Raw genomic sequence first — 20,595 nt, forward strand, 5'->3', positions numbered from 1 at the left:
CGAGAATTTGTCCTACTCTTGATTCAGGTAAAGGTTACTGTCAGGCATGTTGCGTCTGATGCAGCACATGGCCCGGGCCCCCTCCCTTCCCTGTACGCCTGGACATACTTTCAAAGGTGAACAATGTGGTATCGCTAACGTCCGTCAACAACTTGCAAGCCTCGCTGGCCACGGCGCAGCGCAGGGTCGAACAAGGCCAGAACCAGGTGCAGCGCGACAGCGAACAGCTGGCGCAAAGCCGCCAGTTGCTGGCGCGGGAACAGGAATCGCTGAGCCAAACGCAACGCAGCAGCCAGCAAGCGCAGGCCGATGCTCCGGCCGCCGTCAAGGCACCGCAGCTGGACCAGGCGATCAAGGTGGCCGTGCCGCAACAAGCGGCCCCGGCCGCACCGAAAAGCACGCCCCAGCTGAACGGCTATGGCCAGACCCTGGGACGCCTGATCGACGTGACGGCCTGAGCCAGCGTTACCGCGCCATCTCTTCTTCCAGCATTGCCAGCCACCATTTTTCGCCTTTTTTCGGCTGCGCCAGGTCGACCGCCTCGCCCATCTGCGGCGTGGCCAGGTTCACGCCCTGCTTGGCCGCCAGCCCCGTGATGCGGTCGAACGGTTCGTGCCAGGCATGCAGCCCCAGGTCAAACGTGCCGTTGTGTACGGGCATGAGCCACTTGCCGCGCAAGTCCTGGTGCGCTTGCAAGGTCTGTTCCGGCTGCATGTGCACGTCCGGCCACAGTTTGTCGTAGGCGCCCGTCTCGATCATGGTCATGTCGAACGGGCCGTACTTGTCGCCGATCTGTTTGAAACCGTCGAAATAGCCGGAGTCGCCGCTGAAAAACACGCGCACGTCCGGAGCGTCGATGACCCACGAGGCCCACAGGGTTTGATTGCTGTCAAACAGGCCGCGCCCCGAGAAATGCTGCGACGGCGTGGCGACGAGTTTCACGCCGGCAATCGTCGTGCCTTGCCACCAGTCGAACTGCTGTACCTTTTCCTTCGGTACGCCCCATTCGACGAGGGTATCGCCCACGCCCAGCGGCGCAACGAAATGTTCGGTCTTGGCGGCCAGTTGCAGCACGGCGGCATAGTCGAGGTGGTCGTAATGGTTGTGCGACAGGATGATGGCCTTGATCGGCGGCAAGTCGGCGATGCTGATGGGCGGCTGGTGGAAACGTTTCGGTCCCGCCCACTGCACCGGCGAGGCGCGCTCGGAAAACACGGGGTCGGTGAGGAAGAATTCGCCGTTAAGTTTCAGCAGCAGGGTCGAATGGCCGAGGCGAAACAGGCTGTTGTCGGGCGCGGCCAGCAGCTGCGCCCGGGTCAAGGCTTGCACGGGAACGGCCGCGGCCGGCACCGTGCTATCCGGTTTATCAAAGACAAATGTCCACAGCAGCTTGAGCGTCGCTGTCGTGCCCAGCTTGTACATTTCCACGGGATTGCGGAACTTGCCTTCGTGGCGTTGCGGTGATTCAGCGGGCGCGGCAGGCGCGGCGCGCAAGGTGCAAGAACTCATGATGATCAGGACTCCCAGAAAGAAGAGACGACGTGCGGCTCGGTTCAAGTGCATATATGGCCCGGCAAGGAATTAACAAGGATTAAATTACACTACACAGTGTAGTTCCTATTTCTGGCAAAGTAAACCAAGAGGTGTAAAATATTGTTTTCAAAGGAGATTTTCAGCCATGGCCGCACCGCAACGCCTCACCGACCGCAAGCGCGTCGCCATCGTCGATGCCGCCATCGCCGAGTTCCGCGATCACGGTTTTGATGCGACCAGCATGGACAGGATCGCCGCCACGGCCGCCGTTTCCAAGCGCACCGTGTACAACCATTTCCCCAGCAAGGACGAGTTGTTCGCGGAAATCCTGCAGCGCATGTGGGAAAGCAGCGTGTCCCAGCCAGCCGTGCCCTATGTGGCCGACCAGCCGCTACGGCCGCAGGTGCTGGCCCTGGTCGAGCAGAAAATGGAATTGCTGTGCGATCCCGCCTTCATCGACCTGGCGCGTGTGATCTTTGGCGAAACCATCCACTCGCCCGAGCGGGCGCAAGCCATGGTGGCGCGCCTGAATGAGAAGGAAACGGGACTGAATATCTGGATCCGCGCGGCGCAGCAAGACGGGCGCATCAAGGCGGGCGAGACCTTGGAAGTGGCGCACCTGCTGATGTCGCCTTTAAAAACCTTTGCCTTTTGGCCGCAGATCACCATGGGTGAGTCCCTGCTGGGCCCGGCACGCCGGCGCGAAATAACGGAACTGGCCGTCGATATCTTCCTTTGCTATTACGGCGTGGCGAAACAGACGGCATAAACGGGCGGCAAGTGGGCAGACAGCGTCTGCCAGTGTTCGCCCTCATCGCCGGAATACCAGGCGCCGCCCGTCGTCGACGCCATCAATAAACTGCGCCCGTCGTCGGCCAGCGCCAGCCCGTGGCGGTAGATGAGGTCGTAGCAATGCTGCTGCGGCAGTCCATCGCGCAACACTTCGAAAGTTTTTCCGCCATCGCGCGTGCGCGTGACGGCCAGCGCGCCGTCGATGGGAATGCGCAGCACGTCCGCCTGCGCCGGCACGAACCAGGCCGTGCCGCCATCGCGCGGATGCACGGCCACGGTAAAGCCGAAATGCGACAGCGGCGCCGTCGTCACTTCCTGCCAGTGCCAGCCGGCATCGTCCGAACGCCAGATGCCGTTATGGTGCTGGCACCACAGCGCGTCCGGCGTGCCGGCACTGCGCACGATGCGGTGCGGGTCTTGCACGGCTTCGTTTTCATCGAGCTCGGGCGGCATGTAGTCGGCGCGCATGCCCGTCGCGCTCAAGGCCCAGCTGGCGCCGCCATTGAGCGTTTGCCACACGCCGCCGCAGGACACGCCGACGAGCACTGTGTTGCTGTCGCGCGGGTCAACGCAGATGCTGTGGATGCCGGGCACGTCATAGCCGCCGCCAAACCACTGCGCCCGCTGCGGCACGTTCCACAAGGACTCCACCAGCTGCCAGCTCTCGCCGCGGTCGTTGGAACGGAACAGGCCGCCAGGCAAAGTCCCGGCCCACAGCACGCCGGGCTGGTCCGGGCCGCCGGCCGCCAGCGACCAGATTTGCCGCAAAGTCCAGTCCACGGTATCCGTGCTGTCCTCGGGCTTGGCGGGGTAGGCGGGCACGGCGACTTCCTGCCACGCGCTGGCGCCCGCGTCGAGGCGGTGCAGCTTGGCGCCGAAGTGGCCCAGGTTCAGGGCCGCGTACACGGCGCCGTCGCGGCCATCGTGCAGCAGCATGGAGACGGGATCGCCGGCAAACTGCACCAGCGCCAGCTGCCAGGCACCAGCCGCATCGACATCGAACTGGAACAGCCCCTTGCGGGTGCCGAGATACGCGCGTTGAACCATGCCTTGTCCCATACTTAACCTCCGGAAAGTGCTTGCAAGATATAGACCTGGCTGTCGGGCCGCAAGGCATCGTCGAGCACGTGGCGCTCGCGGCAACGGGCGCCGTCGATGAAGATCACCACGTTCGGGCGCAAGGCGCCCTGCTCGTCGAGCACATAACCGCGCAGGCGCGGCTGCTGCGCAAACGCGGCATCGAGGGCGGCGCGCAGGCGTGGTGCATCGACATCCACCGTGGGGACGTCGAGATAGCGTGCCAGTTGTTGCGTAAAATGCAGATGCGCCATGCTGCCCTTCGACGTCGTCGGCCTCGACTCATTCTAGTCCGCTTTGCGGCCAATACAATTAAAATAGCGGCAAGCACACAAGGAGGCCAGGCATGACGATTACCCCGGAAGAACTAGCGGTGCTGATGCAGGAAGTGGAGGTGGCAGATCCCATCGATTTTGCCGACCTGCCCTTCAACGAGCAGGAATTGCGCGGACTGATCGCCAACCACCTGTGCGAGATGGCCGACGCCATGGAAAGTTTCAGCCCCGAAGACCGCAACCTGGCCTTGCTGGCCGTGGCGGCCAAGCTGGTGCTGGAAAACCTCGTCTTGCACGTGCAGCTGCTGCGCCGCCACGGCTTGCCCGTCAGCGACAGCGTGGATGCGCTGCTGCAGCGGCTGAAAACCCCGGGCAAGCCCTAGTCGCCGCGCGGCAAGCCGCTACTGCAGGTTGATGGCGGTCAAGACCATGCTGCTGCCGGGCAAATCCGTGCCCTGGCGGATGTACAGCACGCCATGGCGCGACAGTGCCAGGCTGCCGCCCATGCGGTAGGTCCAGACGGCCTTGCGGCTGGCCAGGTCGATCGCATAGGTATTGTTGCGCCCGCCAACAAACAGCAAATTGCCGGTGACGATCAGATCGCCGCCAAAGTACTCATCGAGGGCCGTATCGAGGGGCCAGCGCCACAGGAGCGCACCATCGCCGAGCTGGCGCGCTTCGAGCGACCGGCTGGCCTGGTTGCCCACGTACACGACGCCCTGCGCCACCACCGGCTGCGTGCTGAACTGTCCCTGCACCGTCCAGCGCACGGCGCGGCTATCCACGTCAACCAGGCTCAGGCTGTTATCCGCCGTCTCGCCGGCCGGCGGCCGCTGATTGAGCACCAGCACACTGCCGGCATCGGCCAGCACGGGCGCCTGGCGCAAGCTGCTCTTGTTCAAGCCCCCCAGCACCTGACCCGGCACCGCCACGCTGAAGCGGGCCGTGCCATCGGTGATATTGAACGCCGTCAATGTCCCTGCCGCATGGCTGTACACCGTGCCCCCAATGACGGCAGGCGTCCAGTCGTTGACGTTGCCCAGCTTGGGCAAGCCGAGGCTGGCAGACCAGCGGGTCTGGCCCGCCGCCGCATCGATGCCGCTGATATCGTTATTACCGCCCACATAGACATTGCCGCCAGAAAAGGTGGGCGCCGTCGCCAGGGAAACACCCAGCAGCGCGCCATTCGTATTCGGCGGACGCACGCCGAGCGGCGCACCGCCAGCGAGCGCATCGAAGACATACACGGTATCGCTGCCGGCCATGGCCAGCTTGCCGCCCGCAACGGCCGGCGCGCCCAGATAGCCATCCGACGTGAGCGACTGGGTCCAGCGCGCCTGGCTGTCGCTCTCGCTGAGCGCCGTCACGGTCGAGGTGGTCACGTATCTGGTGCTGCTGCCGTCCACCGGCGCGGCGGACTGCTGGCTGACATACACGAGGCCGTTGGCAGCCACCACGGGACTGCCGACGAAGCCGCGCGGGGAAGTGGGGCCCAGCCAGGTCCAGCGCCGCGTGAAGCGGCTGCTGTCGAGGGTGACCGGCACCAGGCCCGTATGCGCGGCATTGCCATTCACGCCTTCCCAGTCGCCTACGCCGGGCAAGGCCTGCAGCGCGCCCATGCTGCCGGCGAGCGGCGCGACAGTGACCTTGTAATCGATGCTTTCCGTCTTGTAGAGGCCCACTGTGGCAGGCAGGGACAGCTCGATCCTGCCCGTGTACACGCCCGGTGCCAGGCTCGGCAGCGTCTTGAACGTCAGCAGCCAGCTGCCATCGGCCTGCTTCTGGCGGTCGGCCATCTGCAGCACACTAGCCGTGCCGCTGGCCGGTTGTTCATGCGGCTGGGGACGCGCATCGGTCACGCCATCGGCCAGACGCACTGTCACGCGGATGTCATCGCAGGTGGCGCCAGGCTGGGCGATGCAGCTGCCGCTCACTGCCGACAGGGTCATGCCGGGTTTTTCCTGCAAGCCGGGCGGCACGCCAACGGTACTGCCGGAACCGCCGCCACAGGCGGACAAGGTAGTCATGATAGCCAGCGGCAATGCGGCGGCCTGCCACAACGAAGGGAGTAATGTACGCATGCAATATCCATGTTGAGGTTTCATTTCCTCCCCAATGGAGGTGTGCTGGAAACCTGGACTGAATGTTATAGCATGAGAAACATTGTTAAAATCTAACAGATACTCACGGCGACGCCTTACTTGCGCACGGCCCGCGCCTGCACCGTGAGATCGCTTTCCGCCACGGCCACGCAGGGCAGGATATAGCCGTCGAGCCGTTCATCGGGGCTGATGCCGGGCCAGTCCACCGTGTACCGCACCTGGCCCGCCGGCATGTGGCAGAGGCAGGTGCGGCAAGTGCCGTTGCGGCAGGAACTGAGCAGGCGGATGCCGGCCAGCTCGGCGGCGGCCAGGATGGTGGTGCCGGCCTCTGCCGCGAATTGCCAGCCTTGCGGGACGATGGTGATGGTAAAGGGAGGCGCGCTCATGCGCCCAGTTTAACAGTCCGCCAGCGCCGTCCAGCTGGCGCCCGCCACATGGCTGCGCAGCACGGCCTCGGCAAAGGCCAGGCCCGCCACGCCATCGGCCACCGTCGGCAGCCAGCTCGCTTCCTTGGGCACGGGCAAGCCCGCTTGCAGCGCGCGGATGGCCAGGGCCGCATCCAGGTACAGTTGGGCGAACGCTTCCAGATACCCCTCCGGATGGCCGGCCGGCACGCGCGTGGCATGGCGCGCGGCCGCGCTGTCGACCCGCCCCGGACGCAGCAGCTGGCGGTTGCCGCCCTGCGGCGTACACCACAATTCGTTCGGTTTCTCCTGGTCGAAGTCCAGCTGGGCCTTGCTGCCGAACAGGCGCAGACGCACCGTGTTTTCGCAACCGGTCGCTACCTGGCTGGCCCACAACGTACCCTTGGCCCCATTCGCATAGCGCAACATCACCTGCACGTGGTCGTCCAGGGTACGATTCGGTACAAACGTCGACAGTTCCGCCAGCACGACCTGCGGCGTCAATCCGCTGACGAACTGCGCCAGGTGGTAGGCGTGCAGCCCCACGTCGAGCAGGGTGCCGCCAGGCCCGGCTTTCTGCGGGTCGTTATGCCAGTTGCCCTCGTTCATGCCGCCCGCCGCAATCGCATCGGCCAGCCAATCCTGCGAATACTCGACTTGCACGAGGCGCAGTTCGCCGATATCGCCCGCCTCGACCATGGCTTTCGCATGACGCAGCAGCGGGTAGCCGCTGTAGGTATGCGTGAGCGCAAACAGCAGATTTTTCTGTTCGGCCAGCGCCGCCAGCTTTTGCCCTTCCGCCAGAGAAATGCCCAGCGGCTTGTCGCAGATCACGTGGATGCCCGCTTCCATGAAGGCCGTGGCGACCGGTGCATGCAAATGGTTGGGCGTGACGATGGCCACGGCTTCGATGCCGTCCACCCTGGCGGCCTCCGCCTGCGCCATGGCGCGGTAATCGCTGTAGCAGCGGTCGGGCGCCAAATGCAGCGCGGCGCCGCTGTCGCGCGCGCGGTCCGGATCGGACGACAAGGCGCCCGCCACCAGTTCGTATTGGTCGTCGATGCGCGCCGCGATACGGTGCACGGCGCCAATGAAAGCGCCCTGCCCGCCCCCTACCATGCCCAGCCGTAAGCGTCGCTGCATGTCGTTTCCTTATTTCAAGCCAAGCAAGTGATGAATTTGATCCTGGTCAACAGCGCTGCCCGCGAAATCGTCGAACGCGCGTTCAGCCACGTGGATGATGTGCTCGCGGATGAAACGCGCCCCTTCGGCCGCGCCATCCTCCGGGTGTTTCAGGCAGCATTCCCACTCCAGCACGGCCCAGCCCGGGAAATCGTACTGCGCCATCTTGGAAAAGATCGCCTTGAAGTCGATCTGCCCGTCGCCCAGCGAGCGGAAGCGCCCGGCGCGGTCTTGCCAGTCGCCATAGCCGCCATACACGCCCTGGCGCCCGTTCGGCCTGAATTCCGCATCTTTTACATGGAAGGCCTTGATGCGCGCGTGATAGATGTCGATGAATGCCAGGTAATCGAGCTGCTGCAGCACGAAGTGGCTGGGGTCGTACAGAATCGACGCGCGCGGGTGGTCGTTGACGGCGGCCAGAAAGCGCTCGAAGGTCACGCCGTCATGCAAGTCCTCGCCCGGATGCAGCTCATAGCAAAGGTCGACGCCGGCGGCGTCGAACGCATCGAGGATGGGCAGCCAGCGTTTCGCCAGTTCCGCGAAAGCCGTTTCCACCAGTCCGGCCGGGCGCTGCGGCCACGGGTACAGATACGGCCAGGCCAGCGCGCCGGAAAACGTCACGTGCGCCTTGAGGCCAAGGCGCTGCGAAGCGGTGGCCGCCCACAGCAGTTGCTGCGTGGCCCAGGCCGTGCGCGCAGCCGAGTCGCCACGCACATGCTCGGGCGCAAAGCCGTCGAACAGCGCGTCGTAAGCGGGATGCACGGCGATCAACTGGCCCTGCAGATGCGTCGACAGTTCCGTCACCTGCAAACCGTGGCGCGCCAGCAGGGCGACCACGTCGTCGCAGTACTGCTGGCTGGCCGCCGCCTGCTCCAGGTCGAACAGGCGCGGCGCCGTCGGCAGCTGCAAGCCCTTGTAACCGAGGCCGGCCGCCCATTGCGCCAGGTGCTCGAGCGAGTCGAACGGCGCTTCATCGCCGAGAAACTGGGCCAGGAAAATGGCCGGGCCCTGGATGGTTTTCATGTCAATGTCCTGTTAGATAAAGCCGGGGTCAGACCCTCAATGCCGCTAACGCACAGGTCATTGCTAGCGAGCGAGGGGGTCTGACCCCAGAATTTAAAAAGGCGAGTTCGGAAAGTAGAACTGCTTGGCGTTCTCGCGCGTGATCAGCACCGATGGGATGATCGTATTGGCCGGCAATTTATCACCTTTCAGGCGCGCTTCCGTCGTCAGCTTGATGGCGTCGTACATGAACTTGGGCGAGTACGACACGTCGGCCACGATCAGCGGGTCGGAACCGTCCATGATCTTTTTCACGGCGCCCTTCGCGCCCGCGCCGCCGAACACTTGCTTGATGTCCGTGCGCTTCGCTTGCGCGATGGCTTTCTGCACGCCGATGGCCATGTCGTCGTCGGCGGCCCAGACGGCGTCGATCTGCTTGAAGCGCGTCAAGTAATCCTGCATGACCTTGAAGGCATCGTCGCGGTTCCAGTTGCCATACTTGGCGTCCAGGACCTTGATGTCGGGATGGCCTTTCATCACGGCGCTGAAGGCATCATAGCGCTCGTTGTCGAGAGTGGTCGGCATGCCGCGCAGCACGACGATATTACCCTTGCCATTCAGGCTTTTCGCCAGGTACTCGGCCGGCAGCTTGCCGAACGCCGTGTTGTCGCCCGCGATGTAGGCATCCTGCGACTGCGTGTTCGTCAAGCCACGGTCGACCACGGTGACGTAGACGCCCTTGTTCTTGACTTGGGCGACGGGCTGCGTCAGCGAGGCCGATTCGATGGGGAAGATCACCAGGGTGTTGATCTTGTTCACCGTCAACATGTCCTGCAACTGGTTCGCCTGCTCCGGCGCCGTGGCGGCCGTCTTGACGATGATTTTCAGCCCCGGATGGGCTTTTTCCAGTTCCGCCTTGGCCTGGTTCGCCCACCAGACGATGCCCGACGTAAAGCTGTGCGTGGCCGTGGGGATGGCCACGCCGACTACCAGCTTTTCCGCCGCCTGCGCACTCGGCAGCGCCCACGCCTGCATCACCAGCACTGCCATCCCTGCTACCCCTGCTACCCGTCTAAAGCTCTTCATGCTGCTCTCCTCCAAGGTTGTGGGCGCCCGTTGGCTGCCCTTTCAGAACGCCGCTGTGTTTTTATTTGCGGCCTCGCTGCAGGAAGGCGACGGCGATAATCACCACGCCTTGCACTGCGGCATTCAGGTAGACACTGATGATGCTGGTCAAATTCAGGATGTTGCTGATCACGGACAAGAGGATGGCGCCGATCACGGTGCCGACGATGCGTCCCTCTCCCCCCTTCAGCGCCGTGCCGCCGACGACGACGGCGGCGATCGCTTCGAGTTCCCACAGCAAGCCCGTCGTCGGCGTGGCCGAACCCAGCCGCGGCACGTACAGCACCGTGGCGATGCCCACGCAGACGCCCAGCAGCATGTAGGTGGCGATCTTGACTCTATCGACATTGATGGCCGCATAGCGCGCCACTTGCTCGTTGGAACCAATTGCCTGCACGTGGCGGCCAAAGGTCGTGCGGTTGAGGATGATGGCGCCGGCCGCCGCGACAAATAAAAAGATCCAGATCGGTATCGGCGCGCCCAGCACGCTCGTGTAGTAGACGGGGCTGTACAGCTCGGACAAGGTAGCGTCCAGGGTCAGGGCGCCGCCATCGGCCAGGTAGGTGAGCACGGCGCGGAAGATGCCAAGCGTCCCCAGAGTGACGATGAACGGTTCGATATTGCCCTTGCTGATCAACAAGCCATGCATCAGGCCAAAGCCGGCGCCCAGGACCAAGGCCATGGCGATGCCCAGCACCAGCATGGTGATCGGCGCCAAGTCGCCGCCTGCCCCTTGCGCCAGCGCATTCATGAAATAGATCATGCAGCCGGCGATCAGGGCCGCCATGGAGCCGACCGATAAATCGATGCCGCCCGAGATAATCACGAAGGTCATGCCGACGGCGATGATGCCGATGAAGGCCGTGCGCGTGAGCACGTTCATCAGGTTGTCCAGGGTGGCGAAGTCGCCATTGAGCAAGGTGCCCGCGATGCATAGGGCCAGCAGGCCCAGCACGGGGCCAAAACCCTTGATGCGCGCGCCGAATTGGGCCAGGGGGGATACGCTCGTATCAGTGCGTGCCGGTTGCATGGGCAATCAACTCCTCTTCAGTCAGGTGGTCAGCAGACAGGGTGGCTTGCAAGGTGCCGGCGCGCATCACGGCGACCCGGTGGCACAGGCCAATCAATTCGATCAGTTCGGATGAAATCACGATCACGGCGCGCCCTTCGGCGGCCAGGCGGTGGATCAAAAAGTAAATGTCGCGCTTGGCGCCCACGTCCACGCCGCGGCTCGGTTCATCGAGCACGACGACACGCGGGTCCGAATGCAGGTATTTCGCCAGCGCCAGCTTTTGCTGGTTACCGCCGGACAGCATGCGCGCGCGGCTGTCGAGGTCGCCCGTGCGGATATTGAAATCCCCGACGGCCTTGGCCAGCGCCGCTTTTTCACCGGCCACATCGAGCCACGGCCGTGCATAGCGCTCCATCGTCATCATCGTGAGGTTTTCGCGCAAGCCCAGGTTCACATGCAGACCTTTTCCCTTGCGGTCTTCGCTCAGGTAGGTCATGCCGTTCTGCATGGCTTGCTTGGGGGTGCGGATGTCCACGGGCCGGCCATTGAGTTCGATCGTGCCCGCGCTGCGCGGACGCAAGCCCAGCAGCGCCTCGAACGATTCCGTGCGCCCCGCGCCCACCAGGCCCGCAAAGCCCAGTACTTCACCGGCGCGCACCTCGAACGACAGGTCCTTCGACCAGCCGGGCACGCACAAGCCCTCCACTTTCAGGAGCACGGGCGCGTCCGGCGCCAGCGCCACCTTGACCGGAAACATGTCCGACAATTCGCGCCCCACCATCAGGTTCGCCATCTGCTGGCGCGTGAGGCTGGCCGTCGGTTCGCGCGTGACGAAACGCCCGTCGCGCATGACGATGACCTCGTCCGTGTTGCGCTCGACTTCATCGAGCTTGTGGGAAATGTAGAGGATGGTCACGCCATCCGCTTTCAGCTGCGCCATCACGGTAAACAAGCGCTGCGTCTCCGACGACGTCAGGGTGGCCGTGGGCTCGTCCATGATCAGGAAGCGGGCGCGGCGCGACAGGGCCTTGGCGATTTCCACCAACTGTTTTTCAGCCACGATGAGGTCGCGGATTTTCGTGTCGGGCGACACGTCCAGGCCCACCTGTTTCAGGTAGCGCGACGCTTCTTCCTTCATGGCGCTCTCGTCGAGCAGCCAGCCGCGCGTTTTTTCGTGGCCCAGAAACATGTTTTGCGCCACCGTCAGGTGTTCGGCCAGGTTGAATTCCTGGTGGATCAGCACGATGCCGGCGCTCTCCGCCGCGCGCGAACTGCCAAAGCGCTGGGGCTGGCCATCGATCAGCAGCTGGCCTTCGCTGACAGCCTCGTAGCCGGCGAGGATTTTCATCAGGGTCGACTTGCCGGCGCCATTTTCGCCGAGCAAGCCATACACGCGCCCCGGCGACAGGCTGAAACTGACGCCATGCAAGACACGCACGGGGCCGAAATCCTTGCAGACCCCCTCGAAACCGACGGCAACGCTCACTATGCACTCCCTCGCAGAATTAATTGGTGTTGCAGCAGCACACCAGGCACACTGGCCGCCGGGTCCGCCAAACGCTGCAGCAATAATCGCGCCGCCGTCTCGCCCAGCTCGCGCATCGGCTGGGCAATCGTGGTCAAGCCCGGATCGATCTGCGCGGCGATGGCGATATCGTCGAAGCCGATGACGGCCACGTCTTCTGGCACGCGTTTGTTCAGCTGGCGCAGCGCGCTCAGCACGCCAATGGCCAGGGTGTCGGAGACGGCAAAGATGGCCGTCGGCGCGTCGGGCTGCGCCATCATCCGCAAAGTGGCAGCCGTGCCCGCTTCGTAATCGAGGCTTTGCACCGTGTGCACCCACTGCGGCTGCACGGGCAAGCAGGCCGCCGCCAGAGCGTCCAGATAGCCTTGCTGGCGTTGCCGCGCGTACAGATAGCGCTCATCCGAATTGATCAGGCCGATGCGCGTATGGCCGCGTGACAGCAGATGCGCGACGGCGTCGGACGCGGCGCGGTGGTTGTCGATGCCGACATAGGGCACGGCCACGGCGGGGTCGAACTCGCAGCACGCCACCCAGGGCAGGGTGACGGATTCATGCGACAGGGCATGCTGCACCGTGTCCGGATCGAGGCAGATGGCGCCGTCGGCACGATGCATGCGCAGCAAGTCGAAATACGAGCGCTCGCGGCCCGCGTCGGCGCCCGTGTCGCACAGCAGCACGAAGTAGCCGTGTTCGCGCGCCACCGTATCGATGCCGCGCACGATCTGCGCATAGAACGGATTACCCACGTCAGGCACCATGGTGAGCAGCATGCGGCTCTCGGCCGTGCGCAGGCTGCGCGCCAGGTGGTTCATGCGGTAGCCGAGCGCGGCGACGGAAGCGAGCACCTTGTCGCGCGTGGGCGCCCGCACTCCCGCCTGCTCATTCATCACGCGCGAGACGGTGGCCACCGACACGCCCGCATGCGCGGCGACGGCGCTGATGGAGACGGTTTCTGTCGGCAAAGGGGATGGGACGGCTGCAGGCATGGCGCTTTTCAACAAAATGTAATCGATTACATTTATAAGCCAGTCGCGCGCGCGATGCAAACATTATCGATGCTGCGGTGCGCAAAAAATGAGCAAAAAGCGGCCCTGTACGGGCCGTTGGAAAAGCTATTTCTGGGGCTGCAAGGCATTCTGCTGCACGGCAAAACCGGCGCGCACGGCGGAGAGGGCCGCCACCCACAAGATCAGCCCGGCACCGAGGCAGCCGGCGGGATCGAGGGGGCCATGGCGCAGGCTCAGCGGATAACCGACGGCCCACACGCACAGGGCCATGCCGATGGCCAGGTGGCGGCGCGCCTTGAACAGCCAGGCCAGCGGAAAGAAATGCAGGCCCACGATCAAAATGACGGCAGGGATGAACCACGCCTGCAAGCCCATGTTTTTCAGGACGTTGCCGACGATGAAGATGGCGATCCACTGCCCGGCGTTGACGACATTGAACAGCCGGCCCACGCGCTTGGCCTGCGGCGATTGTTCCGCCGCCGCATGCGCGGCCCGGTGGCGCCGGAACTGGCGCCACGCCAGCATGAGCAGCAAGACGGTGATTGCGGCAACCGGCAGCAGCCTTAAGGGATGCGCGCCATACGTCTGCACGCACCAGGCGGCCACCCACAGGCCGCCGAACAGGGAAAAGAACATGGCGCCGATGGCGCTGCCGGCAAGGTTGGCGGGGGTTGATGGTGGCATGGTCATGGCAGCACTGGGTGAGTGAAAAAACTTACTGCATCATCGCGCAAAACGTCTCGGGATTGCCGTCAAGGATGACGCCGCTGGGCCAGCGGTGGCTGCGCTGCTGCGCGCGCAACAGCGAGGCGGCCAGGGCCGAGTCGCCATCGACGGCGTAGACGAAGACGGGCATGTTCAGGCTGGCCGCATCGCTGAGCAGATTCGGATTGGCGTCCAGGCTGCGCGCATCCACGTGCACACCCGTGGGCATGCCGATCTGCTGCTGCACGCGCTGCAGCCACGGCTTGTCGAGCTTGGGCGGGCGGGCATTTTTCGCGATATAGCGGCTGACCCGGTTCGTACCGGCCGCCTGCGCATTGCGCGCGTCAAACACGAGCAAGCCCAGGTAGCCTTGCGGATCGGCGCGGCGCGCGCACGCGAGGTTGTTCGGCACGCCCGACGTCAAGAACCAGTTGCCATGCTTGATGTTCGCACGCAACTGCCCCACCAGGGTGGCGATCGGTGCGCACGACGACACGACATCCTTGATTTCCGCGTTCAGGGTTTTACTTGGGAACGCCGTGGCCAGGTCGGCGACATCGCTGACGAACGGCGGCGTTTCCGGCGTGGCCACGCCACGGTTCTTCATGCTGGCGGCGCGCCAGTCGTCGGCCGTCAATTGTTTCACGGTACGGGGCGAACCCGTGTCGACGACTCTGCCCGTCAACAGGTCGTGGTGCACCACCCAGTTACCGTCGCCGAGCAGCTGCAAATCCGTCTCGACGCCGTCCCAGGTACCGAAATACGTGTTGCGCAGCGCGCTCAGCGAGTTTTCCGGCGCATTGCCGGCGCCACGGTGGGCGTGCACCTTCATGCCCAGGCAGTCGGCCTGGACAGTCGTGCTGGCCATGGAAAGCAGCAAGGCCAGCGCGGCTGCCTTATTTTTGTCCCGGATGATAGCCATAGTGAATTCCCTGCAAAACGTGGATGCGGATCGCTTCGTTGACGGGGTAGCTGTAGCCCTGCCCCACCGCCACGACGTGCGTGATATTAGCCAGCAAGCCCTTGCCGGCGATTTGCCAGCGCGTGCTGTCGTCGGCGGCCTGGCGGTTCCAGTCCAGCATCTGGCGGAACAGCTCGCTCTTCGTGACATTATTGTCCGAGAGGGTAAAGATACCCCAGGTTCCCAGGAAGGCGCCAGCCAGCACACCCGTGGCGATCCAGGCGGAACGGCGGCTCAGCTGGCCATCGGCGCCCGCCTGCTCGCTGCGGCGCGCCGCCAGCACCAGCAAGCCCACCGTGGCGATCAGGTACAGCAATTTCGAGAAGTGGCCGATGGCGCCCAGCAAGGAGAAGAACAGGGCGACGGGCGGCACGATGGCCGCGCGCGCCGCTTCCTTGCCCTCTTCAAAGTACTTGCCGCCCACTTCGAAGTCGTTGCGGCTGGCGCGGTATTCCACGAGTTTTTCCGCCGTCTGGCGCGCGGCGAACTGGTCGAACAGACGGCTGAACTCGGCCGGGCTCGCATACGCGTCCTGCACCACGGCGCCCTTAGGCAAACGCAAGCCCTTGCTCGCTTCGCTGCCATCGCCGCCGTCCGGCCCGTCGCGCAGCACGGCCTGGATGCCGGGGCGCGCGACGAAGGCGGCGAAGGACAAGCCCGGCGGAATGCGGTCGCCCTTGATATGCAAGCCCTTGCTGGCCGCTTCCGACGCATAGCGGCGCTTGACGGCGGCGCGGAAGCTCAATTGGTCGGCAGGGTGCCAGTTGGCCGACACGGGCACCTTTTTGCGCACATTGTTGACAACGGCCGCCTTGCGCCGCGCCGGCACGGAATGCGGCTGCCAGCCGTGGCGCGACAGGCTTTGCCGGTAATCGTTCCACGCCGTTTCCTGCTGCTGGCGCAAGCCCGCATCGTCGTCGGGAATCATGCCCGAATACAGTTTCCACTTGTCGCGCACTTCGCCAATCGCCTTCTGATACTTGTCATAGTAACCGGCCGCGCCGCCGGCGATCTTGCGGACATTAAAATTGATCAACTGTTCCTTGGCCGGCTCCATGCGCTCATCGAGGTGGCCCACCGAGACGGCCAGGAAGGGGAACAGCGCGAGGAAGGCCTTGCCTTCGGGCTTGGCAAACAGGGTGGCGTCGTCGACCAGACCCTGCAATTGCAAGCTGCCGCCCACCAGCGAGCGCTGCATCAGGGTGGTGTTGAAGGCCAGGCGGCGAAATTGCGCATCGCGCGTTTCGACCAGCACGGTGACCGTGGTTTTCAGAATGCCGAACACGACCGCCGCCGTGGCAACACAGCAGAAGAGGATCTTTTTCCAGCTGGGGCCGCTACCATTGTTCTTCAGGCGGCGGCGCCACATCAGTTGCAACACCACCAGCGCGGCGGCGATGCCCGACAGGCTGCGGCCGTAGAATTCCACGCCTTCCACGTCCTGCGGCTTGACGTCGCCGCCCACCACGTCGAGCAAACGGGCATTGAAGCCCAGCTCGAAGCACAAATACATGATCGTCAGGACGATCAGGATCAGGGTCTGCCGGATCTGCAGACTGCGCAAGCTCGCGGCCATCTTATTTCCTCAGATCGATGACGACGGGCTTGATCTCTTCGGCCTGGAAGATCATCGGCGCCGCCGGAGCAGCCGCTGCGGCACGCGGCGCGGACTGGCTGAGGACGGCGGGCGTTGCCACCTTGGCTGCGGTTTCCTGGCGGCGCGGCTTGGCGCTGGCGCGGCTGCCCGTTTTCGGCGTGGCAACGGGAGCCGGAGCGGCCGTCGGCGGCGCCGGGATCACGCGCCCGCTGTCGCTGCCGGGCGTGGTGGCGATGGCCGGGCCCGTGCCGCGCAAGGCGTCGTCGGCAAACGGCTGGGCGCGCGTATCGACGCCGGGCGGCACGGCCACGCTGGCGTTGAGCAGGCGGTTGTCCGTGTAGATCATGCGCGACAGGCGGTTGTAGTTGGGGAAGTCGATATTCAGCGATTTGCCATCGGCCGCCACGTCCACGCGGGGGCGGTCCTTGCAATTGCCGACCGTCCACTGCAGCACGTCCGTGCCCTGGAAAGCCAGCACTTCATAGCGGTAGGCACAGCCGCGTTCCTGCGTTTCCACGATCACCACAGTGCGCTCGCCCACGTTTTCCACGCGCGCCACGCGGGCCGTGATGGCGTTGGCCAGCGGCACGACACGAAACGCCTGCGACAGCTTGATCGAATACTTGCCCTGCGGGTCCTTGCGCAAGGTCCCTTCCGTGCCGTCGCGCAGGCGGAAGGTGGAAATCGGCGTGCCGAACAGCTCGGCCGTATCGAGGCCCATCAACACGCCGCCACGGCCGTTCGGCGTCATGGCGCAGCCCGTCAACAGGACGCCGGCAGCCACGCCGGCGATCAATTTGCGCCAGTGCGCGGATGCAAAGTTCTTATACGTTGTCATGCTTGATAACTTTCTCTTATTTCTGAATCAGGGATTGATGACGGCCAGCGGATTGCCCGGGCCTGGCGGCGGCAAGACTTTCTGACGGTTGCGCGACAGCACGGTGAAGGCGCCCAGGGTGTCCGGTCCCGCGACGATTTCCAGCTGCTCGCGCTGCAGCCAGGTGCGGATTTCCGCCTCTGTTGCCTCGGCGCGGAACAGCACGCGCGTGCGCACGCCCGTCTCGACGCCGCTGCCGCCGCTGCGGAATTCCGCATTGCCGACGACGGCGCCCTCTTTCGGCAGGAACAGCCACGCCGATTGCACCACCATTACGCTGGCGGCCACGGCCGTGACGATCTTCAGCCAGCGGTTGGCATTGGCCGCCCGCACCGGCGTCTTCATCTGTGGCGCGGCGGCATCGGCCAAAGCGATCTGCAATTGCTGCAAGCCCTGGCGCAGCAGTTGCCGGTAGGCCACGCGGCCATCCTTGCCCAGCTCGCTCGACAGCGGTGTGCCGGTCAAGGCGTAATCATCGCCGGGCAAGGCCACGCGGGCGATCACGCCGGGCGCCGCGGTGACGCCATTCGCGCGGCCATGCAGCTCCAGCCAGCGCGCCGCCTGCAAGCGCTCCTGGCTGAACACGCCCAGGCAGGCGCCCAGGTCCGTCACGGCCAACGTCACAGGCATGTCGCACAGCACCAGGCCTGCGCGCGGGTCGGCGGGCGCGTCGCGCTCCTCGACCACGAGGCCGCAGGCATCGGCATACGCCGTGTCCGGCGTGACGAGCCAGCCGCGCCAGCGCTGCCGCGTGCTGTCCCAGGCGTCGAGCAGCACGGCGCCAAAGCCGGGAAGGCGCGCCAGCAGATGAATCTGCCCGCCGGCGATGGGCCGCGCGGCCAGCGGCGCCGCGTCGCTGCGGCGCGCAAAACGTTGCAGCAGGTGTTCCGGCACGGCAATGCCGCGCCAATCGGGGGTAGTGCCGGCCACGTCCGCGTCCAGCAGTTCGGCGGAAGATGGAGGCGACGGCAGGCGCGCGGCAACGATGGCCAGCGAGGGCGTCAATGCAGTCATGCCGATGGCCTTTCATCAGGGTTCGGGTGGGTGGACACGGGGTCCATGTGCAGGGATAACGCGGCCACGCACAAAATATCCAAAACTATTTGCGCCGCCTGCAGATCGCGCGCGGCCAGGGCGTCCCCCACGCGCAGCTTGAGCAGGTTCAAGACCCAGCTGCCCAGCAAGGTGGCGCGGTGGGCCGGCTCGACGATCTGGCGCCCCGCGCTATTGGCCTCGCCCTTCTGCCTGTGCACCAGGCCTAATTTTCCGCCGTGGTAGTGCGCGGAAGCGATCTGTTCGGCCAGTTCCTTGACGGGCATGCCACCGCAGCCGCAATGGCGCAGCAGCAAGATCAAATCGTCGGGCAAGGTGGTGATGAACACGTCGGCCGCGTCGCGCACTTGCTGCGGCGTGAGCTGGTAATCGCGCAGCGGTTCGGCATACGCATCGGGCGCGCGCAGCTCGCAGCCTTCTTGCGCATCGGCATCTTCGTCATCGCGCTGCTTGCGCAACTGGTCGATGATGAAGCGCTTGAAGTACAAAAACAGGGCGCCAATGTGGTGGGGGACCGCGTCGCTGTCGCCGTGCAGGACTTTTTCAATGAAGAACTGGTGGCGCAGATCGGCCAGCGAGTCGCCCAGCGACGCCGCCTCGCGCGGACGGCACGGCGTCAGCGCGGCGATGACGCGCTGGTAAAACTCGCCGAGTTCGCCTTGTGTCAGCTGCTGGCGGCGGGTCCAGAAAGCATGAATCCGTTCAAATTGTTCCGATTGCAAAGCCGGTCCGATCGTGTGTTGGGCGGCACGCGCCACTGGCCGGCGACGATGCGCACCGTGCGCTGGCCAGACAAGAGAAACTTGTCAGTAAGGTAAAATGCATTTAAGCAATTTTCTCATATCACAGTAAAAATCGCTAACTTTTGTTACTTTCACGACAATTCCCGAGACGCCGATGCATCGCCTGATTCCCCTGTTTTTGAGCCTCATCTTTTTACTCTGCGGTAACGTCGTGCAGGCGGCCGTGGGCAATGCCGCCAGCGGCCCCGGCAAGCGCATCGCCCTGGTGATCGGCAATGCGGCCTATCCACAGCCTCTATTGAATCCCGTGAACGATGCGCGCGCCATGGCCGAGCGCCTGCGCCGCCTGGGCTTTGACGTGCTGTTGCGCACGGACATCAATGCGCAACAGCTGCAAAAGGCCTCGGCCGAGTTTTCCACGCAGGCGCGCGGCGCCGATATCGCCCTCGTGTTTTACGCGGGCCACGGCGCGCAGGCGGGCGAAGCCAATTATGTGTTGCCGCTGGGCGCCAACATGAATGCATTGAGCGCGGCCGCCATCGCCGCGCAGGGCGTGTCCGTTTCCAGCCTGGCCGGTGATTTGCAGCGCACGGGCGCGCGCGGCGCCGTGCTGATCCTCGACGCTTGCCGCCAGGAATATACGCGCGGCGGCGCCGTGGCGATTCCCGGCGTCGGCAATGCGGCCAGCCACGGCTTTGCCGATACGGCCGCGCCACGCGGCGTGGTGATCGCCTATTCGGCGGGCCCGGGCGCCCTGGCGCGCGATTTCTGGTCGCCCGATTCGCGCAACAGCCCGTACACGAGCGCCCTGCTCGACGCGCTCAACGCACCCGGTTTGCCGATGAGCGACGTGTTTTCGCAAGTGGCGGCCAGGGTTGCCGCCATGACGCACGACGTGCAAAAACCCCGCGTATCGTTCGGCGAAACGTCGGCGCGCCTGGTGCTGAACATGGGTAGCGGCAAGGGCGTCAGCCAGGCCGCGCCGGGCGTGATGGCCGGGGCGCAAGGCCAGGGCGGCGTGCGCGCACCTGCCCCAACGGTGGAAAAGCCGGCCGCACCGGGCGTCAAAGTGTGGCCAGGCAATGTACTGCAAGACATCAACTATGAAATCCGCATGCAGATCGCGGCCCGTCCATTTCCCCGCCAGCAACTGGAAAAGCGCGCACGGGGCGGCGACCTGGTGGCGCTGACTGCCCTCGGCTATGGTATCGGCGGCGGCGACGCTGGAATAAAACAGCCGAAGGCGGGCATGCAGTGGCTGGAAAAGGCGGCTGCGAAAGACTTTCCGATTGCCCAGACCTATCTGGCGGAATTGCTGATGGTCAAGGGCGACCCCGCTTCGCTGAAGCGCGCGGGCGTGCTGCTGGACGCGGCATCGCAAGCCGGCTACAGCCCCGCCCATGCGTATAAATTCGACCTGGCGCGGCGCACGGGCGCACCGCCGCAGGATGCGGCCCGGCATTTGCAAGATGCTTTCATGGGCTTGATGAAGGATTACCAGGGCGCCGCCAAGGACATGATGCAGCCGCCAAAAAATAATTCAAAATAATTTTAGATTTCCCTGAACTGCCCCCGTTATCCGTGGGTACATGCAATAGAGCATGACAGTGACCAGGGAAATCT

Annotated in this window: 21 protein-coding genes; 4 read left to right on the top strand and 17 right to left on the bottom strand. The window is 64.6% G+C overall.

The features are described 5' to 3' along the window. Positions 1-125: 125 nt before the first annotated feature. Complete coding sequence (locus AC54AG_RS17420) at positions 126-458, top strand: hypothetical protein (protein WP_034753595.1); 333 nt, start codon at positions 126-128, stop codon at positions 456-458. 7 nt (positions 459-465) lie between these two features. Here the strand turns inward: AC54AG_RS17420 and AC54AG_RS17425 are convergent, their stop codons facing one another. Next, the gene (locus AC54AG_RS17425; RefSeq protein ID WP_072455865.1) at positions 466-1,509 is read right to left on the bottom strand and encodes an MBL fold metallo-hydrolase; all 1,044 of its coding nucleotides are present in this window, start codon (positions 1,507-1,509) and stop codon (positions 466-468) included. A gap of 169 nt (positions 1,510-1,678) precedes the next feature. Between AC54AG_RS17425 and AC54AG_RS17430 the strand changes: the two genes are divergently transcribed. Beyond that, positions 1,679-2,302, top strand: a complete 624-nt coding sequence (locus AC54AG_RS17430) for a TetR/AcrR family transcriptional regulator (RefSeq protein WP_496631075.1) — start codon at positions 1,679-1,681, stop codon at positions 2,300-2,302. Here AC54AG_RS17430 and AC54AG_RS17435 read toward each other — a convergent pair. Next, the gene (locus tag AC54AG_RS17435; RefSeq protein WP_496631076.1) at positions 2,275-3,372 is read right to left on the bottom strand and encodes an exo-alpha-sialidase; all 1,098 of its coding nucleotides are present in this window, start codon (positions 3,370-3,372) and stop codon (positions 2,275-2,277) included. The genes AC54AG_RS17430 and AC54AG_RS17435 overlap by 28 nt on opposite strands. 14 nt (positions 3,373-3,386) lie before the next feature. After that, the gene (locus AC54AG_RS17440) at positions 3,387-3,656 is read right to left on the bottom strand and encodes a MoaD/ThiS family protein (RefSeq protein ID WP_496631078.1); all 270 of its coding nucleotides are present in this window, start codon (positions 3,654-3,656) and stop codon (positions 3,387-3,389) included. 92 nt (positions 3,657-3,748) lie between these two features. On the opposite strand from AC54AG_RS17440, the gene AC54AG_RS17445 reads away from it, so the two are divergent. Beyond that, entirely contained in the window at positions 3,749-4,060 is a 312-nt protein-coding gene (locus tag AC54AG_RS17445) for a hypothetical protein (protein WP_496631080.1), read from the top strand. A gap of 18 nt (positions 4,061-4,078) precedes the next feature. On the opposite strand, the gene AC54AG_RS17450 is transcribed toward AC54AG_RS17445, so the two are convergent. The 14 genes from AC54AG_RS17450 to AC54AG_RS17515 all read right to left on the bottom strand — a co-directional run bounded on the left by AC54AG_RS17450 (position 4,079) and on the right by AC54AG_RS17515 (position 18,951). Then, entirely contained in the window at positions 4,079-5,758 is a 1,680-nt protein-coding gene (locus AC54AG_RS17450; protein ID WP_496631081.1) for an outer membrane protein assembly factor BamB family protein, read from the bottom strand. A gap of 116 nt (positions 5,759-5,874) precedes the next feature. Next, entirely contained in the window at positions 5,875-6,165 is a 291-nt protein-coding gene (locus AC54AG_RS17455; RefSeq protein ID WP_034752954.1) for a 2Fe-2S iron-sulfur cluster-binding protein, read from the bottom strand. Between the two features lie 9 nt (positions 6,166-6,174). Further along, positions 6,175-7,326: a Gfo/Idh/MocA family protein gene (locus AC54AG_RS17460; RefSeq protein WP_496631083.1), complete on the bottom strand. Its 1,152-nt coding sequence runs from the start codon at positions 7,324-7,326 to the stop codon at positions 6,175-6,177. Between the two features lie 9 nt (positions 7,327-7,335). Continuing rightward, positions 7,336-8,388 (bottom strand): sugar phosphate isomerase/epimerase family protein, encoded by a 1,053-nt coding sequence (locus tag AC54AG_RS17465; RefSeq protein WP_496631084.1) that lies wholly within the window; start codon positions 8,386-8,388, stop codon positions 7,336-7,338. 93 nt (positions 8,389-8,481) lie between these two features. After that, positions 8,482-9,417, bottom strand: coding sequence for a substrate-binding domain-containing protein (locus tag AC54AG_RS17470; RefSeq protein WP_254798620.1), 936 nt, complete (start codon positions 9,415-9,417; stop codon positions 8,482-8,484). A 97-nt stretch (positions 9,418-9,514) separates the two neighbouring features. Continuing rightward, positions 9,515-10,522: an ABC transporter permease gene (locus AC54AG_RS17475; RefSeq protein WP_058049290.1), complete on the bottom strand. Its 1,008-nt coding sequence runs from the start codon at positions 10,520-10,522 to the stop codon at positions 9,515-9,517. Beyond that, positions 10,503-11,990, bottom strand: a complete 1,488-nt coding sequence (locus tag AC54AG_RS17480; RefSeq protein ID WP_496631087.1) for a sugar ABC transporter ATP-binding protein — start codon at positions 11,988-11,990, stop codon at positions 10,503-10,505. The genes AC54AG_RS17475 and AC54AG_RS17480 overlap by 20 nt, the downstream gene beginning before the upstream one ends. Further along, on the bottom strand, positions 11,990-13,015 hold the full coding sequence (locus AC54AG_RS17485; RefSeq protein WP_496631089.1) for a LacI family DNA-binding transcriptional regulator: 1,026 nt from the start codon (positions 13,013-13,015) through the stop codon (positions 11,990-11,992). The genes AC54AG_RS17480 and AC54AG_RS17485 overlap by 1 nt, the downstream gene beginning before the upstream one ends. 126 nt (positions 13,016-13,141) lie before the next feature. After that, positions 13,142-13,720 (bottom strand): hypothetical protein, encoded by a 579-nt coding sequence (locus tag AC54AG_RS17490; RefSeq protein ID WP_496631090.1) that lies wholly within the window; start codon positions 13,718-13,720, stop codon positions 13,142-13,144. 31 nt (positions 13,721-13,751) lie between these two features. After that, positions 13,752-14,663 (bottom strand): glycerophosphodiester phosphodiesterase, encoded by a 912-nt coding sequence (locus tag AC54AG_RS17495; protein ID WP_338680400.1) that lies wholly within the window; start codon positions 14,661-14,663, stop codon positions 13,752-13,754. After that, the gene (locus AC54AG_RS17500; protein WP_496631092.1) at positions 14,638-16,278 is read right to left on the bottom strand and encodes a hypothetical protein; all 1,641 of its coding nucleotides are present in this window, start codon (positions 16,276-16,278) and stop codon (positions 14,638-14,640) included. Before AC54AG_RS17500 ends, AC54AG_RS17495 begins: the two co-directional genes overlap by 26 nt. A 1-nt stretch (position 16,279) precedes the next feature. Beyond that, the gene (locus tag AC54AG_RS17505) at positions 16,280-17,137 is read right to left on the bottom strand and encodes a hypothetical protein (protein WP_496631093.1); all 858 of its coding nucleotides are present in this window, start codon (positions 17,135-17,137) and stop codon (positions 16,280-16,282) included. Between the two features lie 27 nt (positions 17,138-17,164). Then, positions 17,165-18,190, bottom strand: coding sequence for a hypothetical protein (locus AC54AG_RS17510; protein ID WP_331778249.1), 1,026 nt, complete (start codon positions 18,188-18,190; stop codon positions 17,165-17,167). After that, positions 18,187-18,951, bottom strand: coding sequence for a hypothetical protein (locus AC54AG_RS17515; RefSeq protein WP_496631094.1), 765 nt, complete (start codon positions 18,949-18,951; stop codon positions 18,187-18,189). The genes AC54AG_RS17510 and AC54AG_RS17515 overlap by 4 nt, the downstream gene beginning before the upstream one ends. Before the next feature lie 175 nt (positions 18,952-19,126). On the opposite strand from AC54AG_RS17515, the gene AC54AG_RS17520 reads away from it, so the two are divergent. Continuing rightward, positions 19,127-20,521 (top strand): caspase family protein, encoded by a 1,395-nt coding sequence (locus AC54AG_RS17520; protein WP_496631095.1) that lies wholly within the window; start codon positions 19,127-19,129, stop codon positions 20,519-20,521. Positions 20,522-20,595: the final 74 nt, after the last annotated feature.

Source organism: Janthinobacterium sp. BCJ23 (assembly GCF_059617945.1).